Genomic DNA, 21,383 nt, shown 5'->3' with positions numbered 1-21,383 from the left:
CCGAGCGGCATGGCTTGGTTGTCTATGATCCGCAAGGTGACGAGGTCACCGGCTTGCGCCAGGACTACCGAACCACCGTGCCACTGGGTGACTAGCTGGGTGACGATCGAGAAGCACCAGGCTGGACGTAGGTGGACACCGACGGACGGTCCGTCCCAGCGTAGCCGGCAGTCGCCGCAGGTCGGAGCGTCGTGATGGTTGCCTGGGGGTCAAGGAATCGGCTGGGGCAGACACGGAGCTTCAATGTATGACCGTCGGGCGGGGAGACCAGGGGATGGTCTGCAGTAGGTTGGCGTGCTTCCATGACTGCATGACCAAGACCGACGTGCGGCCGGCTTCCAAGCAGCTTGCTCAGTTGGGTGCGTGGTTTGTGGTCTTCGGCTTGGGTGTCCTCATGATCGAGGTTTGGGTGGGTGACCATCTATTCAGCGGGAGTTCGGCTTCATGGGGCCTCGGGGAGACCTTCTCTGTGCTGGGGGGCGTGTTCCTCTGCTGGGCCGCGCTGCGTCATCGACAGCAGCGGTGACAGCAAGAGGCCCGGATGAAGACGACCGGGAACGGCTCGCACGGACGGTCGGCCGAGGCGGGAGACAGTCTGAGACGTCGCCGGACGACGCGCCCAGAACCTACAAGCGAGGGGCCCGACGGCTACGACGGGCGCTGCCACCGGTCGGCGCCGAAGCATCGAGCCAAGCGGCGAGGCGGTCAGGCCAGTCTTCGTTACCGAAGTCAGCTCCGACCAGGAGATCGCGCCAGTCCTCTCGAGCCAGACGTGAGGCACGATCGAGCTTGTCGAGTCGGCCCTGGGCGAGGCGCACAACCGCTGCAAACATCCGTTCCGCGTCCTGATGAGAGTCCGTGACTAATTGATCGAGGCTGTGCAGCCTGTCCACCACCACGTTGGTGTGTTGGGGGAAGTCGGCGTTGATGCGGCGTCGGAGTCGAGGAGAGATGTCCGGCATCGATGGAGTTTACGTGGACCCTACGGCTTGCGAACGCTGACACCCGGGCCACGTGGACCGGGCGGGGGAAGTTCCCCGCGTTGCTTGGCCGCCTCGTACACGCCCTCTTCTGTGCCTCCAGTGAGGCCCATGCGGATCATGACGTACCGGTCAAGCTGAACCGTCCCGGGTTTGATGGCGGTTAGATGGGTTGGGTTTCCGGCTGGGTCAGCCGGCGCTCCGGTGGGGGCGCGCGTCCGACGCTCCGCTGTCGCTCCACGCCGGGCACGCAACACGCCCGGCGGCTGGCGCGGAGAGCGGGAAGCCCGGGGCCGCCGCAGACGAAAGCGCCGAGAGTGGTTGCGGTTCGCGGGCGGCAGCCGGCCGCGCCGCGTCCGAGCGACGCGGCGCAGGGAAGGGCACGCCGGGTCCGCGCGGCGGGTCGCGGCGGCGGACTGTCGCGGTCACTGCACCTCTGGCGGGGGCGCAACGACTCCAGGGTGGCCGGGGCTCCCTGCGCGCGTTGCGGTCCGTGGGTGGTGGCGCAGGGCCATCCCGCCAGCCGCCGACCCGGCCGAGCCGAGCAGACCACGCGGCGGTTGACGGGTCAGCGGTCGGTCGGGGCGGTGCGGCGCAGGTGGTCCAGCACGATCGGGTCGATCCGGCCGGGGACGAAGCGCTCCTCCAGGTTCTCCACCCCGGCCCAGGAGGCGAGCGCGTCGTCCAGGCCGGCCGGGCCGACCGGGTGGCCGGCGGCGGCCAGCAGCGCGGCCACCTCGTCGGCCAGCGGGCCGGCGAGGTCCCGCAGGGTGGCCGGGTCGGGCTTGCCGAAGAGCATGGTGTGCGTGTCGAGCAGGCGGCCCAGCTCGGTGACCGGGTCGGGGTGGTCGTCCACCCGCAGGTCGACCAGCTCGTCGCCGGTGCCGGCGTAGCCGCCGCGCCGCTGCACCACCAGCAGGCCGGCGCTCTGCCGGCCGCGCCGGTCGCCGCCCGCCCGGTCACCGGCGTGCAGCGCCGCCAGCAGCCGCCGGGGGAAGGGCAGTTCGGCCCCGCCGAGCCAGGCGTCCCGGATCGCGTCGATGACCTGCGGGCCGGCCAGGATGTTGCCCTGCACGGCCCAGCCGTCCCCGGCCTGGCCGCCGGCCCACGGGTGGCACCGCGGCCCGGTCCAGGTGGCCCCGTCGCCGGTCGTCCCGACCACGCCGACCTGCCGGTCGTCCCGGCCCGGGTCGGCGGCGACCAGGCCGGCCACCACGTCCGCCGGGGCCACGCCGGTGCGCAGCAGCGCCAGGCTCTGCGCCCGGTACGCCAGGTTGACGTGCGCCTGGGTGGCCACGGCGCCGACCTCGGCCTCGGCGGCCGGGACCAGCGCGCCGGCGGCGAGGAACTTGCTGGCCACGGCGACGCCGTGCAGGTGCCCGTCGGCGGAGCGCGCGACGATCGAGAAGGTCATTCGCGGATCGTAGTGCCAGCAGCCGGCGCGGGTGGTCCCGCGACCGTGGTCCTCGGGGCGGGTCAGAACGGCGGCTTTGCTGCCTCCGGCGGCTTGCCCCGCGCGCGGCGCGCGTCGGCCACCGCCACCGCGGCCAGCACGGCGGCGGCCACCGTCGAGGCGATCAGCGGCGGGTGGAACAGAAGCAGCGGCACCGAGGCGAGCAGGGCGAGGATGGCGATCCAGCGGGACGGCGACACCCGGCCGAAGACCTCGTACTCGAACCGGGCGCGCCCGGCTAGAAACACCGCTGGGCCGAGGATGATCAACGTGACCCAGGCCGCCTCGGCCCGATCGAGGGGATGCTCGATGGCCAGCTGGTAGCCGATGGCGATGGCGGCGGTCCCGGCCAGCATGATCATGTGGGTGTCGGCTGCGGACCGGCCGATCGTCGCGGGATGCTTCGCCTTGAGGACCGCCTCGCCGAGGATCTGGCCGGCGCGCTGGAAGTAGATCCGCCAGAGCAGGATCGAGGTGAGCAGCGCAAGGGCGAAGGCCACGGTGGGGTTGCGACTGATGGGACGGGCGCTGTAGGCGAACCCGGCGACGAGGATCGTCTCGCCGAGCGCGACCAGGAAGAACTGTCGGTAGCGTTCGGCTAGGTGTTCCCCGGCGATGTCCCACCGGGACACCGCGGACCGTCCCAGCCCGGGTACCGGCCAGCCGGTGCGTCCCGCCAGGTACTCGATGGCCAACGCCACCGTCCAGAGCACGGTCCGCGGGTTGGTCGGCAGGAACGCGCCGACCAGCCAGAGCACCGCGGTCGCGCAGTACGTGATCAGCATGCGCAGCTTGAGCCCCCGGTTGTGATGCCGGCCGAGGGTGGTCAGCAGGATCAGCGGCCGGGAGACCTGGGTGACCACGTACGCGACCGCGAACGCCAGGCCGGCGGCCCTGAACGCGCGAGGGATGGCCACGCCCATGATCATGCTGCCCACCAGGGCGATGATCACGACGAGCTGCAACCCGAACCGGTACGGGTCGTACCGGCTGGTGGTCCAGGCGGTGCCCTGCCACACCGTGTACAGCGCCAACAGCAGCAGCAGGGTCTTGCCGCCGCCGGTGATCGGTGAGAACCCTGTGGTTCCGCCCGGTTCAAGGGCCAGGTCTTGGAAGGAGCGGGCGGTGATGCGGGTGAGCGCGAAGACGAACACCAGGTCGAAGAAGAGTTCGAGGAACGTGGCTCGGGTCGACACGACCCCTGGGGCCTCGCGCGCTGCGCGATCGACCTGCCCGCCGGTCTCGTCACCGGTCGTCATGGTCGGCGGATCCCACCCTCGGTCCAGGCCACCTGGAAGTCGTAACATGCGCTTGTCGCGCTCCGGCCGGGATCGCCCGGATTGCCGCCACTGGGGCGGTTCCTGCTCGCCGGCCGCGCCGCGGTCCTCTTGCCCGGGCGTTGCGCCGTCGGCGAGGCCGGCCCGGCGCGGCATCCTCAGAGGGGCGGAGCGGCGGCCTCGGGTGGGCGACCCCGGGCCCGGCGGGCGTCGGCCACCGCCACCGCGAACAGCACCACGGCGGCCGCCACCCCGGACGCCAGCGTCGCCACGTGCAGCAGCAGCGGCGCTGACGCCAGGAGAACCAGAATGGCGATCCAGCGGGACCGTGACACGCGGCCGAAGACCTCGTACTCGAAGCGGGCCCGACCGGCCAGGAAGAGCGCCGGGCCGCCGAGGGTCATCGCGACCCACACGGCGTGGCTGTGCCCCGCCGGATGGTCGGTGACCAGTTCGTAGCCGATCGCGGTGGCGACCACGCCTATCACCATCATCAGGTGGGTGTCGGAGGCTGACCGGCCGATGGTGGCGGGATGGGTCGCCTTCGTCACCGCCTCGGCCAGGATCTGCCCGGCCCGCTGCACGTAGATCCGCCATAGCAGCACAGAGGTGACGATCGCCGTGGCGAAGGCGGCACTCCGGCGCAGGTCGGGCGGCCGCTCGCTGTATTCCAGGCCGGCGACGAGGATCGTCTCGGCGAGCGCGACGAGGAACAACTGCTGGTACCGCTCGGCCAGGTGCTCCCCGGCGATGTCCCAGCGGGAGGTGGTGGAGCGGCCCAGTTTGGGCAAGGGCCAGCCGGTCCGCATCGCCAGGTACTCCAGGGCGAGGGCGGCCGTCCAGAGCGCCACCCGCGGGACGGTGGGCAGGAACGCTCCGGTCAACCAGAGCGCGCCGGTCACCGCGAACGTGATCAGCATGCGCAGTTTCAGCCGGCGGTATGGGTGGGCGCGCAACGCCGCCAGCAGGATCACCGGGCGGCTCAGCTGCGCCGTCACGTACGCGACGGCGAAGGCGAGCCCGGCCTGGGCGAACGCCCGGGGGATTGCCACCCCCATCACCATGCTGCACACCAGCGCGATGATCACGATGGCCTGGATCGAGGTGTGGTACGGGTCGTACCGGCTGGTCGTCCACGCGGTGCCCTGCCAGACCGCCCAGAGTGCGAGCCCCAGCAGCAGGGTCTTGCCGCTGTCGGTGACCGCCCGCCCACCGGTGCCGTGCCCCGGCGCCACCGCCAAGTCCTCGAAGGCGCGGGTCCCGATCCGGGCGATCGCGAAGACGAACACCAGGTCGAAGAAGAGCTCAAGGAACGTCGCCCGCTTCGCGTCCTTCGCCATCAGCAGACCCGGCGGTTCGGCGGCGGTCACGGTCGCCTCTCCCCGTCGGTCCGGCCCATCTGGCAGTCGTAACACTCTTTCCGGTCTTGTTGGTGTCTATCGTGCTTTTCGATCAGGGTGGGACCGACCCGGATCTTGCTCGGGGGAACGGCGAGCGGGCACGATCGACCAGTGACGATCAGATGGGGCATGACGGTTCCGTTGAGCGGCATCCCGCTCGCCGACCACGCCCCGGTCTACGCGGCCCTCGACCGGGCCGGCTTCACCGACCTCTGGTCGTCGGAGGTGGCCGGGACCGACGCGTTCACCCCGCTGGCGTTGGCCGCCGCCTGGCAACCCCGGCTGCGCCTCGGCACGGCGATCACCCCGGTCTTCACCCGGGGACCCGGGCTGCTCGCGATGAGCGCCGCGGCGCTCGCCGAGGCCGCCCCCGGCCGATTCGCACTCGGCATCGGCGCCTCCTCGCCGGTGCTCGTCCAGGACTGGAACGCCGCCCGCTTCGAGGAGCCGTACCAGCGGACCCGGGACGTGCTGCGTTTTCTGCGCGCCGCGCTGTGCGGCGAGACCGTCGACGAGGTGTACGACACCTTCACGGTCCGCCGGTTCACCCTGGAACGCCCCCCGGCCGTTCCGCCGCCGGTGCTGCTGGCCGCGCTGCGCCCCGGCATGCTGCGGCTCGCCGCCGCCGAGGCCGACGGGGTGATCCTCAACTGGCTCGCCGCCGACGACGTGCCGACCGCCCTCGCCGAGCTGGGCGAGCGCCGCCCCGGCTTCGAGGTCGTCGCCCGGATCTTCGTCTGCCCCACCGAGGACGCCGCACACGCCCGGACGCTGGGCCGCCGGCTGATCGCCGGTTACCTGACCGTCCCCGCGTACGCGGCGTTCCACCGCTGGCTGGGCCGGGACGCGCTGCTCGGGCCGATGTGGCAGGCGTGGGCGGCCGGCGACCGGCGGGGCGCCGCCGCGGCCGTGCCGGACGAGGTGGTCGACGCGCTGGTGCTGCACGGCTCGCCGGAACACTGCGTCGCGCAGGTCCGGCGGTATGCCGACCAGGGGGTGGACGTGCCGGTGCTGGCGCTGCTGCCCACCCCGGAGCTGGCCGCCGGCGGCGCGGCGGCGCTGGCCGCGCTGATCCCCCGGCTCGGCGGCGAAGGGAGCCGACCATGAACCTGACCGACCGGGTGGCCGTGATCACCGGCGGTGCGGGTGGCATCGGCGCGGCGCTCGGCCGCCGGTTCGCCGCCGAGGGCGCCGCCGCGGTCGTCCTCGCCGACCTGGACGCCGACGCGGCCCGCACGGTGGCCGCGGCGGTCGGCCCGGTCGCGCACGGCGTCGGGCTGGACGTCACCGACGCCGCGCAGGTGCGCGCGCTGGTCGACGAGACCGAGCGGCGGTACGGGCGGATCGACCTGTACTGCGCCAACGCCGGAGTGGCCACCGGCGGGGGAGTGGACGCCCCCGACGCGGACTGGGAGCGGGCCTGGCAGGTCCACGTCATGGCCCACGTGCACACCGCCCGGGCGGTGCTGCCGGCGATGCTCCGCCGCGGCTCGGGCTATCTGCTGTTCACCTGCTCGGCGGCGGGGGTACTGACCGCGGTCGGAGACGCCCCGTACACGGCCACGAAGCACGCGGCGGTCGGTTTCGCCGAGTGGCTGTCCATCACCTACCGGGACGCCGGCATCCGGGTCAGCGCGCTGTGCCCGCAGGGGGTGGACACGCCGATGCTCGCCGACGGCCTGGCCGCTGGGCACCTGGGTGCCCGGGTGATCGCCGCGTCCGGGGCGGTGCTCAGCCCCGACGAGGTGGCCGAGGCGACCATCGCCGGGCTGGCCGAGGAGCGGTTCCTGATCCTGCCGCACCCGGAGGTTGCCACGTACGCCCGCCGCCGCGCCGAGGACCCGGACGGTTGGCAGGCCGGCCTGCGCAAACTGGTCCGCAAGCTGCGCGCGGCGGATCAGTAGGAGCCGCCGTCGCTCCCGCCGCTGTCGAAACCGCCGCCGCCGCTGTCGTAACCGCTGTGGTGGCCGGCGGCGTCGCCGTAGGCGCTGTTCTCCAGGATCGCTCCCGAGTACCGGTCACCGGGCGGAGCGCCCCGTTCGAAGGTGTCCCGGTGCGGGCGCGGGCCGGAGCGGTGCAGCTGCCGGGCCGCTTTGCGGGCTGCGGCGAGCTTCTCCTCCCGGGTCAGCTCCCGACGGTTGCGGGTTCGTACGCGCCGCCGCCAGCCGGCGGTGACCAGGAGAGCAGTGGCGAGGGTGGCGAGGACCGCCCAGAGTGGTGCGGACATGCCCCGACGGTAGGACCGGTGGGCAAGGCGTCAGCGGCGCCAGCGCAGCGGACCCGGATGCACCGTCCACAGCAGCCGCCGCCACCAGGGCCGGGCCGCGCGTAGCGCCGAGACGTAGTCGCCGGCCAGCGTGGTTGCCCGGTCCGCCTGGGCGGGCGTTGCCATGCCGGGCGCGAACGCCACCTGGTTGAGCATCCCGGCCAGCTCGTCGAGCCCGGCGTCGGGCGGTTCCGCCGGGATGCCGGCGGTGTCCACCGCGACCCGGGCCTCGGCCAGGGTGCGGCGGGCCCGCGTGGCCACCTCGGCCGCCGCCAGGTCGTCGCCGACCGGGGCGCCGGCCAGCCGCAGCGCGTCGGTCAGCTCCCGCCAGGCGCCGGCGATCCGCCGGCCGGGGTCACCCTGTTGCATCCGGTCCCGGGTCAGGTTGCGGCGCAGCGCGGCCAGCGTGAGCAGCACCAGCCCGACCAGCAGCGCCAGCCCGAGGGTGCCGCCGCCGACCAGCAGCGGCGTGCCCGGCCCACGCTGGGCGGCCGGACCGGGTGCGGCGGCGGCCGGGGGCGTCGCGGTGGGTTCCACCGTCGGCTCCGGCACCTGCGACGGGGGCGGGTCGTCCGGCGGTGGGCGGAAGTCCTCCTCCACCGGGCGGGGCTCCTCGTCGGGGCGCGGCATCGGGTCGAACGGCACCCAGCCGACGCCGTCGAAGAGCACCTCCGGCCAGGCGAGCGCGTCCGCGGCGGGCACCGGCCCGTCGCCCTTGGGCGTGAAGCCGACCACGACCCGGGTGGGCAGGCCGGCCAGCCGGCCGAGCACCGCGAACGCCGCCGCGAACTGCTCGGAGGTGCCCCGCTGCCCGCCGCCGTTGCGGGGTCCGAACAGGAAGAACGCCAGGTTCGGGTACGCGTGCCCGCTCGGCGCGTCGGCGGTCACCCGGTAGTGCTCGGCGAGGAAGTCCTGGATCGCCGTGGCGCGGGCGTACGGGGCGCCGTTCTCCTCGGCGAGCTGGGTGGCCAGCCGGCGCAGCTGCTCCGGCGCCCCGTCGGGCACCCGCAGTACCCGGGCCACCGCGTCGCCGGCCGGTACGTTCGCGGTGGCGAGCAGGTTCACGTCGGGGCGCTCCCGCACCGAGGTGACGGTGTAGCGCAGCCCCGGGGTCAGCCCTTCTGGCCGGATCAGCGTGCCGGTCGCCGGGTCGTACGCCACCCGGGCGCCGGTCACCTCGCGTGGCGTGGGCACGGCGGGCAGCAGCCGCCCGGTCAGGTCGGCCACGGTGATCTCCTGGCGGACCGTGTCGGTGGTGGCGTCCGGGGCGGGCGTCGTGGCGGGCAGGATCCGCCCCGCGTTGCGGTAGGTGGCGCCGACCCGCCAGGTCACCCCGTCGTAGTCGCTGAGCACCGCGAGCCGGATCCGGTTGCCGCCCTGCTGCGCGGTGGCCTGCTCGGTGCGTACCTCCAGCAGCTTCTGGTCGGGGTTCAGCGCCCAGCCGGAGATCCGGATCAGTGGATTCTCGTCCAGCGACTCCACCTGCGGCGGTTCGACGTACCGGCGCGGGTCGACCGGGCGGTCGTCCACCTGGCCGGCCACCACTGGGGCGAGCAGGGCGGCCAGGGCGACCACCACCGCCACCCCGGCCGCGCTCGCGGCGAGCAGGCGCAGCCGCACCGCCGCGCGTACCGCCGGGGCCAGGCCGGCCGCCGGGTCGGCGGAGGTCGGGGCGCCGGGCCCGGACGGCACTGCCAGGCCGGCCGCGGCGACGGCGGCGAACAGCACCGTCGGCCCGATCGCCGGGTCCGCGTTCGGGCCGACCACGTAGAGCGCGCCGGCGTAGAGCAGCACCGGCGGCAGGTAGCCGAGCAGCACCCGGCCGGTGCGCAGCGCCACCTCGGTGGCGGTCAGCCCGGCCAGCCAGGCGGCGACCAGCGGGACCAGCACGGTGTCCGGCGCCGGCTCCACCGGGATCATCGCGGTGAGCAGCCGGGGGATGGCGTTGCGCGCGGCGTCGGCGGTCACCTCGGCCAGGCCGCCCGGCAGGCCGGCGTGGCCGGCCGCCAGCCGCAGCGACAGCGCCATCCACCCGGCCAGGGCGGCCACCGACACGGGTGCCACCAGCCACGACGGCAGCCGGCGGGCGGCCACGCTCACCAGCACCGAGCCGACCGCCGCGCCGACCACCAGCCGGGTCAGCAGCGGCCCGGCGTACACCCGGCCGAGCACCACGCCGGCCAGGGCGATCATGGTGATCAGCGCCAGCGGCACCGGCACCAGCCGCAGCAGCCGCGTCCACCCGCCGCCCGGCTCCGCGGCCGGCCCGCCGGGGGTGGCCCGCCCCGCGCCGCCCGCCGGCCCGGCCGTCCCGTCCGCGCCGGCCCGGGTCGGGGACACCGTCACCACCGGCGGATCCCGTCCCACTCGGCGGCGAACTCGGCACCGTCGGCCGCGTCCACCACCACCAGGCCCGCCGCGCCGGCCGGCGTCGGCCCGGCCGCGCCGAACACCCCCACCACGATTGAGGGGTACGCGGCGCGCAGCGCGCCCACGTGCCCCAGGTCGCCGCGGCCGCCCGGCCCGGTGAGGAAGACGAGGGTGTCGCCGAGCCGTTCCTGCCGCAGCCGGCTCAGCGCGGTACGCAGCGGGTCGTCCGCCCGGTCGGCCAGCTCCACCGCGGCCAGCCGGTCCAGCGGCCCGCCACCGCCGGCGGGGTCGTCGTCGGCGGGGGCGACCAGCAGCAGGCTCACCGGCAGGTCCTCCCGGACCGCCGCGGCCACCACCGACGCGGCCGCCTCGCACCCCGACTCGAACGACTCGGCGACCCCGTCCACCCGCTCCGGATGGGCGGCCGCCCGGTTGTCCAGCACCACCACGATCCGGGGGAGGCTGGTGTCCACGTTCTCCCGCACCATCAGCTCGCCCACCCGGGCGCTGGTCCGCCAGTGCACCCGGCGCAGCTCGTCGCCGACCACGTACTCCCGCAGCGAGTCGAAGGTGATCGAGCCGTGCGGGACGCTGTCGGTCCGCCCGTCCAGGCTGCGGCCGGCCCCGGTCGGCACCGCCGTCAGCGGGTGGATCCGCGGGTGCACCCACACCGGCACCGTCCCGCCGTACGAGCGGGCCAGCGCGACCAGGCCCAGCGGGTCGCGTCGGGTGACCCGCAGCGGCCCGACCGGCACCACGCCCCGGCGGCGGGTCGGCACGTCGTAGCGGACCTCGGTGTCCCGGCCGGGCCGCAGCCGCAGCAGCGGGACCGGGACGAGGCGGCCGCCGCAGCGGTCCTCGGCGACCAGGTTCGCCGCCCGCAGCCGCCCGGTGTTGCGGACGGTCAGGGTCATGGCGGCCGGCTCACCCCGGGCCACCCGGTCCGGGTCGGCGACCCGGTCGACCGCCAGCCGCGGCCGCCAGGCGGCGGTGACCGCGGCGTACCCGACCGCGACGCCGGCGGCCGCGCCGAGCACGGTCAGCTCCGGGTACGCGTACCGGAAGCCGACGCCGAGCAGCACGACGGCGGCGACGAGCAGCCCGACGCCGCGGGCGGTGATCCCCACGACTCAGCCGTGCACCGGGGCGGGCTGGCCCGACGGCAGCGGCACCGGCACCGAGGCGACCGCCTGGCGCAGCACCTCGGCGGCGGTCACCCCGCGCACCTGGGCGTCGGGGGTGAGCAGCAGCCGGTGCGCGAAGACCGGCTCGGTCAGGGTCTTCAGGTCCTCCGGCATGATCCAGCCCCGCCCGTCGATCAGCGCGTACGCGCACGCCGCCCGGGTCAGCGCGATGACGCCCCGGGGGCTCACCCCGACCCGGACCTGGGGGTGGTTGCGGGTGGCCGCGGCCAGCCGCACCGCGTACGTGTAGAGCGGCTCGGCGATGTGCACCCGCCGGGCCATCCGGACCATCTCGCCGACCGTGGCGGTGTCGGTGATCGCGTTGAGCGAGTCGGGGGAGCGGAGCGTGGCGCCGCGCAGCACCTCCACCTCCACCGCCTCGTCGGGGTAGCCGACGGACAGCTTCACCAGGAACCGGTCGAGCTGCGCCTCGGGCAGCCGGTAGGTGCCGTCCATCTCCACCGGGTTCTGGGTGGCCACCACCAGGAACGGCTGCGGCACCGGGTGCCGTACGCCGTCCACGGTGACCGTCCGCTCCTCCATCACCTCCAGCAGCGCCGACTGGGTTTTCGGCGACGCCCGGTTGATCTCGTCGGCGATGACGATGTTGGCGAAGACCGGGCCCGGGTGGAACTCGAAGCCGCGGGTGGCCTGGTTGAAGATGGTCACCCCGGACACGTCCGACGGGAGCAGGTCCGGGGTGAACTGGATGCGCCGCCACTGGCCCTTGACCGTCGCCGCGATCGCCCGGGCCAGGGTGGTCTTGCCCACCCCGGGCACGTCCTCGAGCAGGACGTGCCCCTGGGCGAACAGCGCGGTCAGCGCCAGCCGGACCACCTGCGGCTTGCCCAGCACGACCGCGTTGACGTTCTCCGCCAGCCGGGCGGCCAGGGCGGCGAAGCCCTGCACCTCCGGCTGGGTGAGCGGTTCGTGGGTGTTCACGTGCGCGGGTGCTCCTTGAGGTGACGCGGTCAGCAGGTGGGCAGGAGGTTGATGTTGTCGCCGCCCTCCAGGTTCAGCCAGGCCCACGGGATGTAGTTGCGTCCCGAGTACTCGACCTGCACCCACCAGGTGCTCTGCTTGTTGTTGTTGTAGATCCAGGCGTCGACGTTGTCGCCCTGCTTCTTGCAGTACGCCTTCAGCCGGGTGCCGGGTGACGCCCAGCCGACCTGCTTGCCGTTGAGCTGCTGCGGCACCGAGAAGATCTCATTGCCGTTGCGGCCCGCCACCTCAGCGTCGCAGTAGGTGCGCTGGTCGCCGGACGGCCCGTTGTTGCAGGTCGCGATGCCGTAGAGCGCGTCGGTGCCCTGGTCCCGCTTCGCGGTGCCCTTGCCGGCCGCGTTGGTCGCCGTGATCGTCACCGTGTACGCGGTGCCCGGCGTCAGGCCGGTCACCCGCAGGCTGGAGCAGCTCCCGCTGGCGGTCTGCCCGCCGGTGGTGGCCGAGCAGGTCGCCTTGCCGCCGCCCGCGTCCACGGTGAACGACACCGTCACCGAGGTGGCGTCGGCCGACGAGCCGGTCACGGTGACCCGCGGCACGGCGACCGTCCGGGCGGTGGTGCTGGCCGCCGCGCCGGGGCCGGCCTCGTTGACCGCCTTCACCTTCACCGTGACGTTCTGTCCGTCGCCGAGACCACCGACCGTGGTCCGGGTGTCGGTCACCTCGCTGGTCTTGCCGCCCACGTCCACCAGGTACTTGGTGACCGGGCGGCCGTTGTCCGCCGACGGCGCCCACTGCACCGAGATGGTGCCCGGCTGGTCGGCCACGGTGGTCGCGCGCAGCTCGGTCGGCGCGGCCGGGGCCGCGAACGGCACCACCGTGTTGCTCACCGGCGAGGCCTTCGAACCGGCGCCCTTGTCGGTCACTGAGACCACGGTGAAGGCGTACTGGGTGCCGTACTCCAGCTGGCCGGCCGGGATCACCAGCTCGGTCTTGCGGGACTCGCCCGCCGGGGCGCTGGCGCCGGCCGAGGTGGCGGTGACCGCGTACTTGGCGACGGTGTTGCCCTGGCCGTTGGCCGCGGGCCACTTCACCAGCACCGTGCCGTCCGGGCGGGCCTCCGCGGTCACGCTGGCCGGCGGGTCCGGCACCTCCGCCGTCGGGGTGACCGGGTTGCTCTTGCGGGCCGGCCCGTCGCCCTTGGCGTTGACCGCGTGCACCTCGAACGTGTACGTCTCACCGTTGGTCAGCCCGGTGATCTCCACGGCCCGCTGGTTCGCGCCCACCTCGTGACGCTGACCGGCGCCCTCCACCACGTACTTGGTGATCTCGGCGCCGTTCGCGGCGGCCGCCTGCCAGCTCACCCGCGCCGACGCGTCGCCGGCGGCCGCCGTGACGGCCCGCGGCGCACCCGGCTTGCCCACCTTCGGCTTCTTCGGCGGGGGCGGCGGCGCCGCAACCGGCGGCGGGTCCCCACCGAGCACGTCGTTGGCGTACTTGTTGACGTCGCGGACGTGGTTCTTGTCGTCCACCACCTGCGCGGTGGACGAGTTCGGCGGGTTGATGAACAGGTGGTTCTCGCGGACCTCCAGCTCCATCGGCCCGGGCCGGCCGGAGCCCTTGATGGTGTCCACGAGCTGCCCGTTCGCGTCGAACGAGTAGACGCTGCCGGTGCTCTCGTCGGCGACGTAGAACCGGCCGGCCCAGGCCACCGCCGGGGTGAGCCGGTCACCCGCGCCGGGGACGGTGAACTGCCGCACCTCGCCACCGTCGCGGACCACGTGCACCTTCCGGTCGCCGACCACGGTGACCGGCACCTGCGGGCCGCTGGTGCGCGGCGGCAGGCTGCCCGGCGCGGTCATCGTCAGGTCGGCCCGCTGCGTCCGGCCGCCGCCCTGCACGGTCACCAGCGAGGCGGAGGTGCGGTCCAGCACCGCTACTCCGTCGTCCAGGGTGGACACCACCAGCTCGTGGTTCGGCTCGGCGACGTCGTACGTCTCGACCTGCTTCGGGCTCAGACCCGCCGGCGGCGCCGCCCCGGGCGTGGCCGGCAGCTCGGCGGCGGTGACCGCCGAGACGGTGCCCTCGCCCGGGACGGCGATCCACAGCCGCCCCGCGCCGTCGAACGCCCCGCCGGTGATGCCCGGCGGGTAGCGGACCGGCTCGCCCACCGGGGTCAGCGCCCGCGGGTCGAGCTGCCGGACGATGCCCTGCACCGCGTCGACGACGAACGCGGAATCCTCGTGCAGCGCCACGCTGACCCCGAGGCCGGGGGTGGTCGGGGTGCTCGCCGTGATCTGCAGGGTGGCCAGGTCCAGCGAGCTGACCTGGCCGGTGTTCAGGTCGCGCAGGATCAGCAGCCGGTCCGTCTGGGCCACCTGCATCTGGTGGCTGCGGGCGCCCGGCACCTCCATGCGGGTGTCCACCCGCGCGGTCAGCCCGTTGACCCGGGACATCTCGCTGCGGGTGTTGCTCCACAACCACGAGGACGAGTCGTAGTTGGCCACCGCGTTGTCGGCGGCGCCCAGCCCGAGCACGGTCAACCCCATCGCGGCCAGCAACGCGACCACGACGCCGATGGTGACCAGCCCGCCCCGCAACCGGGTACGGGGTCGGGGCGCCTGCGTCCCGGTGCTCGTGACGTCCTCGATGGTGGCCACAGCCGGCTGCCTCCCCGTCTCGGTGGGGGAGGCGCCCACGCACGTGTGGACCCTCCCCAGAGCCGGGAGCCATCATAGGGGCCGCCCGAGGAGCGTGGAACCCGCACCGTCCGCCTGTGGACACCCACCGTGTCGTGGCCGGACGGCGCCGGTCAGCGGGTGCCCGTGCCGCCTTCCCGGTCGGTGCAGACCTGCCCGGAGGTGGCGTAGGTGTCGGTTGAGTAGACCGCGAGGACGGTGAAGCAGTAGTCCAGCTTCGCGCTCAACCCGTTCACCGTGTAGCGGGTCTCCCCGGCGTCGACCGTGGCCATTACCCCCAGCTTCTGCCCAGCCCGGCCGCCGGCCACCACGAACGGCACCCCACCGTTGGTCGGGTCGGTCCAGGTGACCGTGATGGTGGTGGAGTCGTCCTGCAACCGCAGGTCACCCGGGGGTGGGCCGCTCACCTTCGGCTTCGCCGACACGGGGGCGGGCGCGGGTGGCGGTGCGGCATCGCGGTTGAGCACCATCGCGCCCACGCCGACGGCGGCGGCCACCGCCACCACCGCGGCGCCGGCCACCACGGCCACCGTCGTCCGGTTGCGGCCGCGCGGCTCCGGCTCCTCCGCTACCGGGTACGCGGGCGGCTGGTGGAACGGCGCCGGCACCGGCCAGGCGGTCTGGTCCGGGTACGCCTGCGGGCCGGGCTCCGGGCGCGTCGGCTCGGGAAACTCGAGCAGCTCGTCGTATACCGGCAGCGACCGCGGCGCGTCGTCGCCGGTCTCCGGTCCGGCCTGGTCCGCGGGCTCCGGATCCGCCGGTGCCACCTCGTCCGTCGGCTGCTGCGACCCGTCCGCCGCCGGCTGCGGCGGGGCGTCGCCGGGCCGGTCGACTGGCTGCGACGGGGCCGCGCTGCTCCACGGCGGCGCGGTCAGCCCCCATGGCGGCACCGGCGATCCGCTGATCGGCGCGGCGACCGGCGGGCCACTCACCGGCATGCCGCCCTCCGGTCCGGGCGGTCCGCTCACCGGATACGCCGGCGGCCCGCTGACCGGGTAGGACGGTGGTCCGCTGACCGGATACGCCGGCGAGCCGCTTGCCGGCGGCACCGGCGCGGGCGCGCCCACCGGCGGCACGGCGGCCGTCGGACCGCTCACGGGCGGCGCGCTGACCGGTGGAGCGTCGACCCGTGGCGCACCCACGGGCGGGCCGCTCGCCGGCGGCGGTGTACTCGCCGGGCCGCTCACGGGTGGCGGTGCGCTGATCGGCGCGCCGTTGACGGGTGGGCCGGCGATCCGGGGCGGGCTGCTCGCCTGCGGCGGCATGCCGAGCGACGCGCCGCTGACCGGCGGGCCGCTGACCTGCGCGCTGCCGGCCGGTGGCGCGCTGACTCCGCTGACGGTTGGCGTGCTCGCGGGCGGAGCGCTGATCGGTGGCTCGCCGACGGGTGGTGCGCTCACGGGCGGACCACTCATCGGTGCGGCGCTGACCGGCGCGGCGCCTGCATGGGGTGGGTTGGCGGCCGGCGGTGCAACCACCGGCGGGCCGCTGACCGGCGGTTGGCCCGGGGATGCGGTGGGCGGTGAGCCGATCGTCGGAGGAGCGCTGACCGGCGGAGCGATGCCGGGCGGGCCGCTGACCGGGGGAGCGCTGACCGGTGTCTCGCCGACAGGGGTGGCGGCCGGGGACGCGGCCGCCCGCTCCGCCTCCTCGCGGAGCAGCGGCCCGATCTGCTGCACCTGGACGGTCGGCTTCGCCCAGCCCGGCGCGGGCGTGCCGGACGGGCGGGAACCGTCGGACCCGGCGCTCTCGTCCCGGCCCGCTGCCGACTCGTCGGACCGGTGTGGGGCCGGGCTCACCGGCGGTGCCGACGTGGGCGGCACCGGGACGGCCGGGCCTATCGGCGGAGCTGACATGGGCGTGGAGGGCTGCGACGCCGGGTCCGCCGGGGAAGCCGACGTCGGCATGGGCGCAGGCGGCACCGAGCCGGTTAGGCCCATCGCCGGAGCCGGCGCGGGCACGGACGGGTGCGGCATCGGGTCGGCCGGGGGAGCCGACGTGGGCGCGGAAAACGGCGGCCCGGAACTCGGCGCGGTGCCCGTTACCGGCGGCATGGCCGGCGCCGGAATGCGCGGGGGCGGGGGCAGCGTGGCGGACGCCGGCGGGGCGGAGGTGGGTGCCGGGACGTGCGGCGCAGAGGGCATCGGCTGGGCGGTCGGCGGCATCGGGGGCAACCCCGCCGCCGCGCCGGACGCCGGCGGTGCCGGGTGCGGGGCGGGTGAAGCCGGGATGACCGGTGCTGGCGGCAGGGTGGCCGGCGGAGCGGATACGACCGGTCGCACCGGACCCGCCGCGGACGGTTGCGCGACCGGCGGGGCCGGGTGAGCTGCGGAGAAGCCCGGTGGGGCCGGGTGCGGTGCGGGCGGCGTGGAGATCGCCTGTGGCACGGCAGGCGTCACCCGGCTCGGCATGGGGGGCGCGGAGACCGGCGACGGAGCCGGAACAGCCGCGGGCGGCGCGGCGGCGGCCGGCGGCGGAGCCTGCATGCCCGGGTGCGGCGCGGCGGCCGGGGCGGGCGGTAGGTGGACCGGCGGCGCGACCGGCGGGACTGGGCCCCGTGCGGGCGGGGCCGCCGGTGCCGCGGAAGCCGGCCCCACGCCGGCGGACGGCCCCGGGAGCGGCACGGCCGAGGTGGGTGCCGGGATGACCGGAGGCGGTGGCAGCGGGGTGGCCGCGGGAGCCGCCTGGGGTGGCACCGGTGCGGGGACGACCGGCGCCGGGGCCAGGGGCGCTCCCGGAGCGGGGGCGGGAGGCGCCCAGGGCGACGGCCGGGCCGGCCCGGTCTGTGGCGTCCACTCCGCACCGGCTGCGGGCGAGGTCACCCCCGGCGCCGCAGGAGCGGGTGGCGCCGGGCGGGGAGCGGTTGGAGTTCCGGGCGCCGGTGGTGCGGCCGGCGGCTGGTTCCGGGCCGACATGGCCGGCAGCGACATCGTCGGTTCGGACAGCGGGGCCATGCCGGGGTGAGCAGCGGCGGCGGAGCCGCCAGGCTGAGAGCCCGGCGCGGCGGGAGCGGCGGCGGAGCCGCCGAGATACTGGCGCGCGGTGCGTACCGCAGGGTGGTCCGGACCGAGTACCGCTGGCCCGGCGGTGGCCACCCGGGTGTAGTTGCGGCGGGCCTCGTGCCGATTCCCGAGCTCCTCCGCCACCCCCGCCAGGTCGAAGCTCAGCGCGAGCATCAGCGGGTCGGCCTCGCCGCGACGGCGCTCACCGGCCGCGTACGCCTCCTCCAGCACCCGCCGGGCGGCGGCCGGGTCGCCGGCCTCCCGATGCAGGCGGGCGAGCAGGTGGCCGGTGGCCAGCACGTCGGGGTGGTCCTCCCCGTACGCCGGTCGGGCCGCGGCGATCGCGTCGTCGAGCAGGCGGCGGGCGGTGGGCAGATCACCGGCGGAGCGCAGGGCGAGGGCCTGGTGTTGCGCGGCGGTCAGGGGGGAGGGGTGGGACACGTGAGCAATGCTGCCCGGAATCGGGTGTCGGACGCCACCCGACCCCCGCGGAAATGGAAACCGGTCCCGTAGGCTGCTCCCGACTAACCGCCCTGACCTGCGGAAACGTGGAGACGGAGCGGCGGTGTGCATGATCCATCTGGGCCGTGTACAGTAATGCCCCGTGCGGCCCACCGGGGCGGCCGAACCGGTGACCAGGTCACCGCGGCCGACAGGGTAGGCTGGACGAGTAAGTCCGGGTGGCGGAATGGCAGACGCGCTAGCTTGAGGTGCTAGTGCCCGTATAGGGCGTGGGGGTTCAAGTCCCCCCTCGGACACGTTATTTCCACACGAAGCGTGATGGTTTTTCGTGTTTTGCGTGATCCCCGTCCCGTTGGGCGGGGATTTTTGCTGTGGCGGCGAGGCGGCTTCCCTGCGGGTTGAGCGGGTAGACCGCGGTCTCGGCTTCGACGGTCCATGCGCGGTGGTCACACACGATGACCATGTTGTTGGTGCGCAGGTAGGCGGTGAGCTTTTCGGGGTCGGGGCTGCGCAGTGCGGGGTGGTGTCGGTGTAGTCCGCGGTCGTGTCGGATGCGGTCCAGCAGGTGGTCTTCCCGTATGTAGAGGATCTTCGGCTGCGGTGAGGTCTTGGTGCGGCTGCTGGTGTGGCCGTGGCGGCAGCGGTAGCCGGGACGGGCGTGGACCCAGTGGGAGTCCATGATGCGGCCGCAGATGCCGCAGCACACGAGGCCGGCCAGGAGGTAGTGGCGAGGAGCGCCATCAGCGGGGGTAGGCGCGGTGTGGATCGCCTGGGCCGCGACGAACTGCTCCTCGGTGACCAGCGGCGGGTGAGCGATCTGGCGGGAGATGACCCACTGCGAGGCGGCGTTCCAGCGCTGGACCTCGCGGTGCCGCGCGACGGTCCCATCGGGCGTGAGGTCGTCGTGGTCATTGCGCTGCCGGTTCCAGACCTGGCGGCCGGTGTAGCGGGGGTTGGCCAGGATCGCCGCGACGGTGGTCAGCATCCAGCGTTGGCCGCTGCGGTGAGGGTTGCGTGCCGGGTCTGCGCCGGACGGGCACGGTATGCCGGTGTCGTTGAGGGCGCGGGCGATACTGGCCACGCTGTAGCCCGCCAGCCGCTGCTCGAAGATCCACCGCACGTGGGGCGCGGTGGCCGGGTCTGGTTCCAGGCGGTGCAGACGGCGTCCCCAGGCGGCGTGGGCGCGGTTCGGATGAGGGCCGGCGTCGACGAGCCGGTAGCCGTAAGGCGGCCGGCCGCCGAGATGTCGACCCTGCAGCTCGGCTTGGGCACGCATGGCCACAGTAGTGCGGTGCCGGGCCCGGGACACCTCCCGCTGGGAGTGCACGCCCAGCAGGTCCAGCAACGCCAACTGTCGCGAGTTGTCGAAGTCCACCGGCCCATAGGTCTCCGGAAGCCACAGCTGCACACCATGCCTGACCAAGGTGGGGGTCAACTGTTCGAGCTGCTGGCCATGGAAGGCACGTTCGTACTCGCCCACGACGATCGCGTCGAACCCGCGCGCCGGGTCCGCCACTGCGGCGAGCAGCAAGGCCGCTTGCGGGCGGTCCGGCCAAGCGTTCCGGCGGGAGACACCCTCGTCGAAGAACTCGGTCACGATCCGACCGTGGCCGGCGATCAGGTCTTCGGCGTAGTTGCGCTGCCACCGACACGACGACGCCCGGTCCTGGAAGTCGACGGTGGACATGCGCCCGTAGAAGGCGAAGCGGATGCCGGGTGGAGGTGATGTTGTCGGGCGCCGCGCCCGTTGGCGGCCTCGCTGGTTCGGCTGCCGTATCCACCAGCCGAGCAGGTCGGGGCCGTCGAGTTCCGGCGCGTATTGCATCAAGACCGCTCCCCACACACGTTACAGCCATCCGCCTCGATATAGATGGCTAACGATGCTGTGGTTCGTGGGACTCGCCACTCGCAACCTCTGTGGCTTAACCGTGCGGGGCGGACCCGGCTGGTCACCTGGTCTGCGGCTGTGCGGTGACCGCCTCGGCCAGTTTTCGGTGCGCCACCGGTAGTGCCTGACCGGCGTCAGCGCGGAAGCCGCCCGGCAGTTCGGCTTCGACTGGCCGGTATGACGCTGAAGGCGGAAACCGGCTGGTCCATGTCGTGGGCCGGCCGGTACTCTGCGCCGGCCAGGAAGGAGTGCCGCAGTGGCCGAGACGGTGACCCTGTGGCGGCCGACCGGGGTCGTCCACGAGTTCCGGCCCGACAGTGGGCCGACGGGGTGACCGGCGTTTGGACGCGTCTGAGCGGCTCGCGAGGGTTCAGCATCTCCTGGCCGGACTCCCAGGACCCTACGGCAAGGAGCATTTGTGGGCCTTGATCAGGTTCGCCGGTGGCGAGGACTCTTTCCCGGGCGTGTTCGCGTTCCTGGCCGACTGTGGTGTCATCGGCTCGGCCAGTTCGTTCGGTGGTCCGCCCCAGGCGCCTCAGGATGCTGAGGAGCTTGCGGTGTGCCTGGCGGAGGTGGATCGGGACGCGGCGCTCGCCATGCTGGTGGGGATGACGTCGCGGACGCTCGCCTACGGCGTGCGGGGCCGCTACCCGGTCGACAAGGCCCAGGACGTGTTCGAGAAGCTGATCACGTTGCTCGGGCATGTTCATGCTTGGGGACGTGCTGAGCCACTACATCCCGCCGCTGCGCAACCGCCGTCTGTCCCACGGGGCGCTGGTCGTCGCGGCGAGCCCGGATATCGATAAGGGCGAGGCTCCAGGTAAGACAGCAGTCGACCAAGATCCGATGCCCCGACCGGGAGCCTCGCCTGTGCTGTCTTACCCCTCCACGATCCCCCTGTTCTGCCGAACCCTGAACCACCTTGCCGACCTCATCCGCCAGCACCGTAACCGGTATCGATCCCGGTGGCGGCGTCTCGCGCCGGGCCGACAGGCACTGCTCGCCCTGGCCCACCTGCGCAACGGTGACACCTACACCCGGCTCGCTGCCGGGTTCGAGGTCGGTGTCGCCACCGCCTGGCGCTACGTGCAGGAAGCGATCATGCTGCTCGCAGCGGTCGCCGAGGACCTGGCCACAGCGATGCGGCGCATCCGGCAACTGGCGTACGCGATCCTGGACGGCACCCTGATTCCGATCGACCGTGTGGCAGACCAGAAGCCGTACTACTCCGGCAAGCACAAGCGGCATGGCGTGAACGTGCAGGTCATCGCCGACGCCGCCAGCCGGCTCGTGTGGGCCTCACCGGCACTGCCGGGCTCGGCGCACGACCTCACCGCCGCCCGCATCCACGGCATCATCGACGCGCTGACCAGCGCGGACGTGATGACCTTCGCCGATAAGGGCTACCAGGGCGCTCGGGGCAGCGTGCGCACGCCGTTCAAGCGGCGCCGCTTCCGGCCGAA

15 protein-coding genes, 1 tRNA gene and 2 pseudogenes are annotated in these 21,383 nt (G+C 74.2%); 6 read left to right on the top strand and 12 right to left on the bottom strand.

All coding sequences use genetic code 11. The features are described 5' to 3' along the window. Window positions 1-310 precede the first annotated feature (310 nt). On the top strand, window positions 311-526 hold the full coding sequence (locus tag FXF52_RS30670) for a hypothetical protein (protein WP_148802006.1): 216 nt from the start codon (window positions 311-313) through the stop codon (window positions 524-526). 100 nt (window positions 527-626) lie between these two features. Here FXF52_RS30670 and FXF52_RS30665 read toward each other — a convergent pair whose 3' ends face one another. The 4 genes from FXF52_RS30665 to FXF52_RS30650 all read right to left on the bottom strand — a co-directional run bounded on the left by FXF52_RS30665 (window position 627) and on the right by FXF52_RS30650 (window position 5,080). Then, the gene (locus tag FXF52_RS30665; protein WP_148802003.1) at window positions 627-962 is read right to left on the bottom strand and encodes a hypothetical protein; all 336 of its coding nucleotides are present in this window, start codon (window positions 960-962) and stop codon (window positions 627-629) included. Between the two features lie 586 nt (window positions 963-1,548). Then, window positions 1,549-2,394, bottom strand: a complete 846-nt coding sequence (locus tag FXF52_RS30660; RefSeq protein WP_148802002.1) for a DUF1028 domain-containing protein — start codon at window positions 2,392-2,394, stop codon at window positions 1,549-1,551. Window positions 2,395-2,456: 62 nt separating this feature from the next. Continuing rightward, the gene (locus tag FXF52_RS30655; RefSeq protein WP_148802000.1) at window positions 2,457-3,692 is read right to left on the bottom strand and encodes a low temperature requirement protein A; all 1,236 of its coding nucleotides are present in this window, start codon (window positions 3,690-3,692) and stop codon (window positions 2,457-2,459) included. 176 nt (window positions 3,693-3,868) lie between these two features. Then, a complete protein-coding gene (locus FXF52_RS30650; RefSeq protein ID WP_255472502.1) occupies window positions 3,869-5,080 on the bottom strand; it encodes a low temperature requirement protein A in 1,212 nt (403 codons plus the stop codon). Between the two features lie 159 nt (window positions 5,081-5,239). On the opposite strand from FXF52_RS30650, the gene FXF52_RS30645 reads away from it, so the two are divergent. Together FXF52_RS30645 and FXF52_RS30640 are read left to right on the top strand one after the other, a co-directional pair. Continuing rightward, window positions 5,240-6,217 carry an LLM class F420-dependent oxidoreductase gene (locus tag FXF52_RS30645; RefSeq protein WP_148802014.1) on the top strand — a complete coding sequence of 326 codons (978 nt, stop codon included), beginning with the start codon at window positions 5,240-5,242 and terminating at the stop codon, window positions 6,215-6,217. Continuing rightward, window positions 6,214-7,014, top strand: a complete 801-nt coding sequence (locus FXF52_RS30640; protein WP_148801998.1) for an SDR family oxidoreductase — start codon at window positions 6,214-6,216, stop codon at window positions 7,012-7,014. Before FXF52_RS30645 ends, FXF52_RS30640 begins: the two co-directional genes overlap by 4 nt. On the opposite strand, the gene FXF52_RS30635 is transcribed toward FXF52_RS30640, so the two are convergent. The 6 genes from FXF52_RS30635 to FXF52_RS30610 all read right to left on the bottom strand — a co-directional run bounded on the left by FXF52_RS30635 (window position 7,008) and on the right by FXF52_RS30610 (window position 15,665). Then, a complete protein-coding gene (locus tag FXF52_RS30635) occupies window positions 7,008-7,337 on the bottom strand; it encodes a hypothetical protein (protein ID WP_148801996.1) in 330 nt (109 codons plus the stop codon). The two genes, FXF52_RS30640 and FXF52_RS30635, sit on opposite strands and share 7 nt — an antisense overlap. A 30-nt stretch (window positions 7,338-7,367) precedes the next feature. After that, a complete protein-coding gene (locus FXF52_RS30630; RefSeq protein ID WP_148802012.1) occupies window positions 7,368-9,569 on the bottom strand; it encodes a transglutaminase domain-containing protein in 2,202 nt (733 codons plus the stop codon). A 149-nt stretch (window positions 9,570-9,718) separates the two neighbouring features. Next, on the bottom strand, window positions 9,719-10,873 hold the full coding sequence (locus FXF52_RS30625) for a DUF58 domain-containing protein (RefSeq protein WP_148801994.1): 1,155 nt from the start codon (window positions 10,871-10,873) through the stop codon (window positions 9,719-9,721). 3 nt (window positions 10,874-10,876) lie between these two features. After that, window positions 10,877-11,872 carry a MoxR family ATPase gene (locus FXF52_RS30620; protein ID WP_148801992.1) on the bottom strand — a complete coding sequence of 332 codons (996 nt, stop codon included), beginning with the start codon at window positions 11,870-11,872 and terminating at the stop codon, window positions 10,877-10,879. 29 nt (window positions 11,873-11,901) lie between these two features. Then, a complete protein-coding gene (locus tag FXF52_RS30615; RefSeq protein ID WP_148801991.1) occupies window positions 11,902-14,529 on the bottom strand; it encodes a fibronectin type III domain-containing protein in 2,628 nt (875 codons plus the stop codon). Window positions 14,530-14,681: 152 nt separating this feature from the next. Next, window positions 14,682-15,665 (bottom strand): fibronectin type III domain-containing protein, encoded by a 984-nt coding sequence (locus tag FXF52_RS30610; RefSeq protein ID WP_255472506.1) that lies wholly within the window; start codon window positions 15,663-15,665, stop codon window positions 14,682-14,684. Between the two features lie 118 nt (window positions 15,666-15,783). Here FXF52_RS30610 and FXF52_RS42010 point away from each other — a divergent pair, with 118 nt between their 5' ends. After that, window positions 15,784-16,893 carry a hypothetical protein gene (locus tag FXF52_RS42010; protein WP_187413818.1) on the top strand — a complete coding sequence of 370 codons (1,110 nt, stop codon included), beginning with the start codon at window positions 15,784-15,786 and terminating at the stop codon, window positions 16,891-16,893. A 944-nt stretch (window positions 16,894-17,837) separates the two neighbouring features. Here FXF52_RS42010 and FXF52_RS43420 read toward each other — a convergent pair. Then, window positions 17,838-18,143 (bottom strand): annotated as a pseudogene (locus FXF52_RS43420) (hypothetical protein); the annotation flags it as partial. 101 nt (window positions 18,144-18,244) lie between these two features. On the opposite strand from FXF52_RS43420, the gene FXF52_RS30600 reads away from it, so the two are divergent. Further along, window positions 18,245-18,328 (top strand) — tRNA-Leu (locus FXF52_RS30600). A gap of 2 nt (window positions 18,329-18,330) precedes the next feature. Here the strand turns inward: FXF52_RS30600 and FXF52_RS30595 are convergent. After that, a complete protein-coding gene (locus FXF52_RS30595) occupies window positions 18,331-19,857 on the bottom strand; it encodes a recombinase family protein (RefSeq protein ID WP_148801989.1) in 1,527 nt (508 codons plus the stop codon). Between the two features lie 933 nt (window positions 19,858-20,790). Here FXF52_RS30595 and FXF52_RS30590 point away from each other — a divergent pair. Beyond that, window positions 20,791-21,381, top strand: a pseudogene (locus tag FXF52_RS30590) (transposase family protein); the annotation flags it as partial. Window positions 21,382-21,383 lie beyond the last annotated feature (2 nt).

The organism is Micromonospora sp. MP36 (assembly GCF_008119785.1).
Classification (GTDB): Bacteria; Actinomycetota; Actinomycetes; order Mycobacteriales; family Micromonosporaceae; genus Micromonospora.
Note: the sequence above shows the minus strand (reverse complement) of the source record. Positions and strands in the feature narration are given on the sequence as shown.

Excerpts from the sequence above, each read along its gene's own strand:
- FXF52_RS30670 (WP_148802006.1), top strand. The coding sequence starts at position 311 with ATGACCAAGACCGACGTGCGGCCGGCTTCCAAGCAGCTTGCTCAGTTG.
- FXF52_RS30665 (WP_148802003.1), bottom strand. The coding sequence starts at position 962 with ATGCCGGACATCTCTCCTCGACTCCGACGCCGCATCAACGCCGACTTC.
- FXF52_RS30660 (WP_148802002.1), bottom strand. The coding sequence starts at position 2,394 with ATGACCTTCTCGATCGTCGCGCGCTCCGCCGACGGGCACCTGCACGGC.
- FXF52_RS30655 (WP_148802000.1), bottom strand. The coding sequence starts at position 3,692 with ATGACGACCGGTGACGAGACCGGCGGGCAGGTCGATCGCGCAGCGCGC.
- FXF52_RS30645 (WP_148802014.1), top strand. The coding sequence starts at position 5,240 with ATGACGGTTCCGTTGAGCGGCATCCCGCTCGCCGACCACGCCCCGGTC.
- FXF52_RS30640 (WP_148801998.1), top strand. The coding sequence starts at position 6,214 with ATGAACCTGACCGACCGGGTGGCCGTGATCACCGGCGGTGCGGGTGGC.
- FXF52_RS30635 (WP_148801996.1), bottom strand. The coding sequence starts at position 7,337 with ATGTCCGCACCACTCTGGGCGGTCCTCGCCACCCTCGCCACTGCTCTC.
- FXF52_RS30630 (WP_148802012.1), bottom strand. The coding sequence starts at position 9,569 with ATGATCGCCCTGGCCGGCGTGGTGCTCGGCCGGGTGTACGCCGGGCCG.
- FXF52_RS30595 (WP_148801989.1), bottom strand. The coding sequence starts at position 19,857 with ATGCAATACGCGCCGGAACTCGACGGCCCCGACCTGCTCGGCTGGTGG.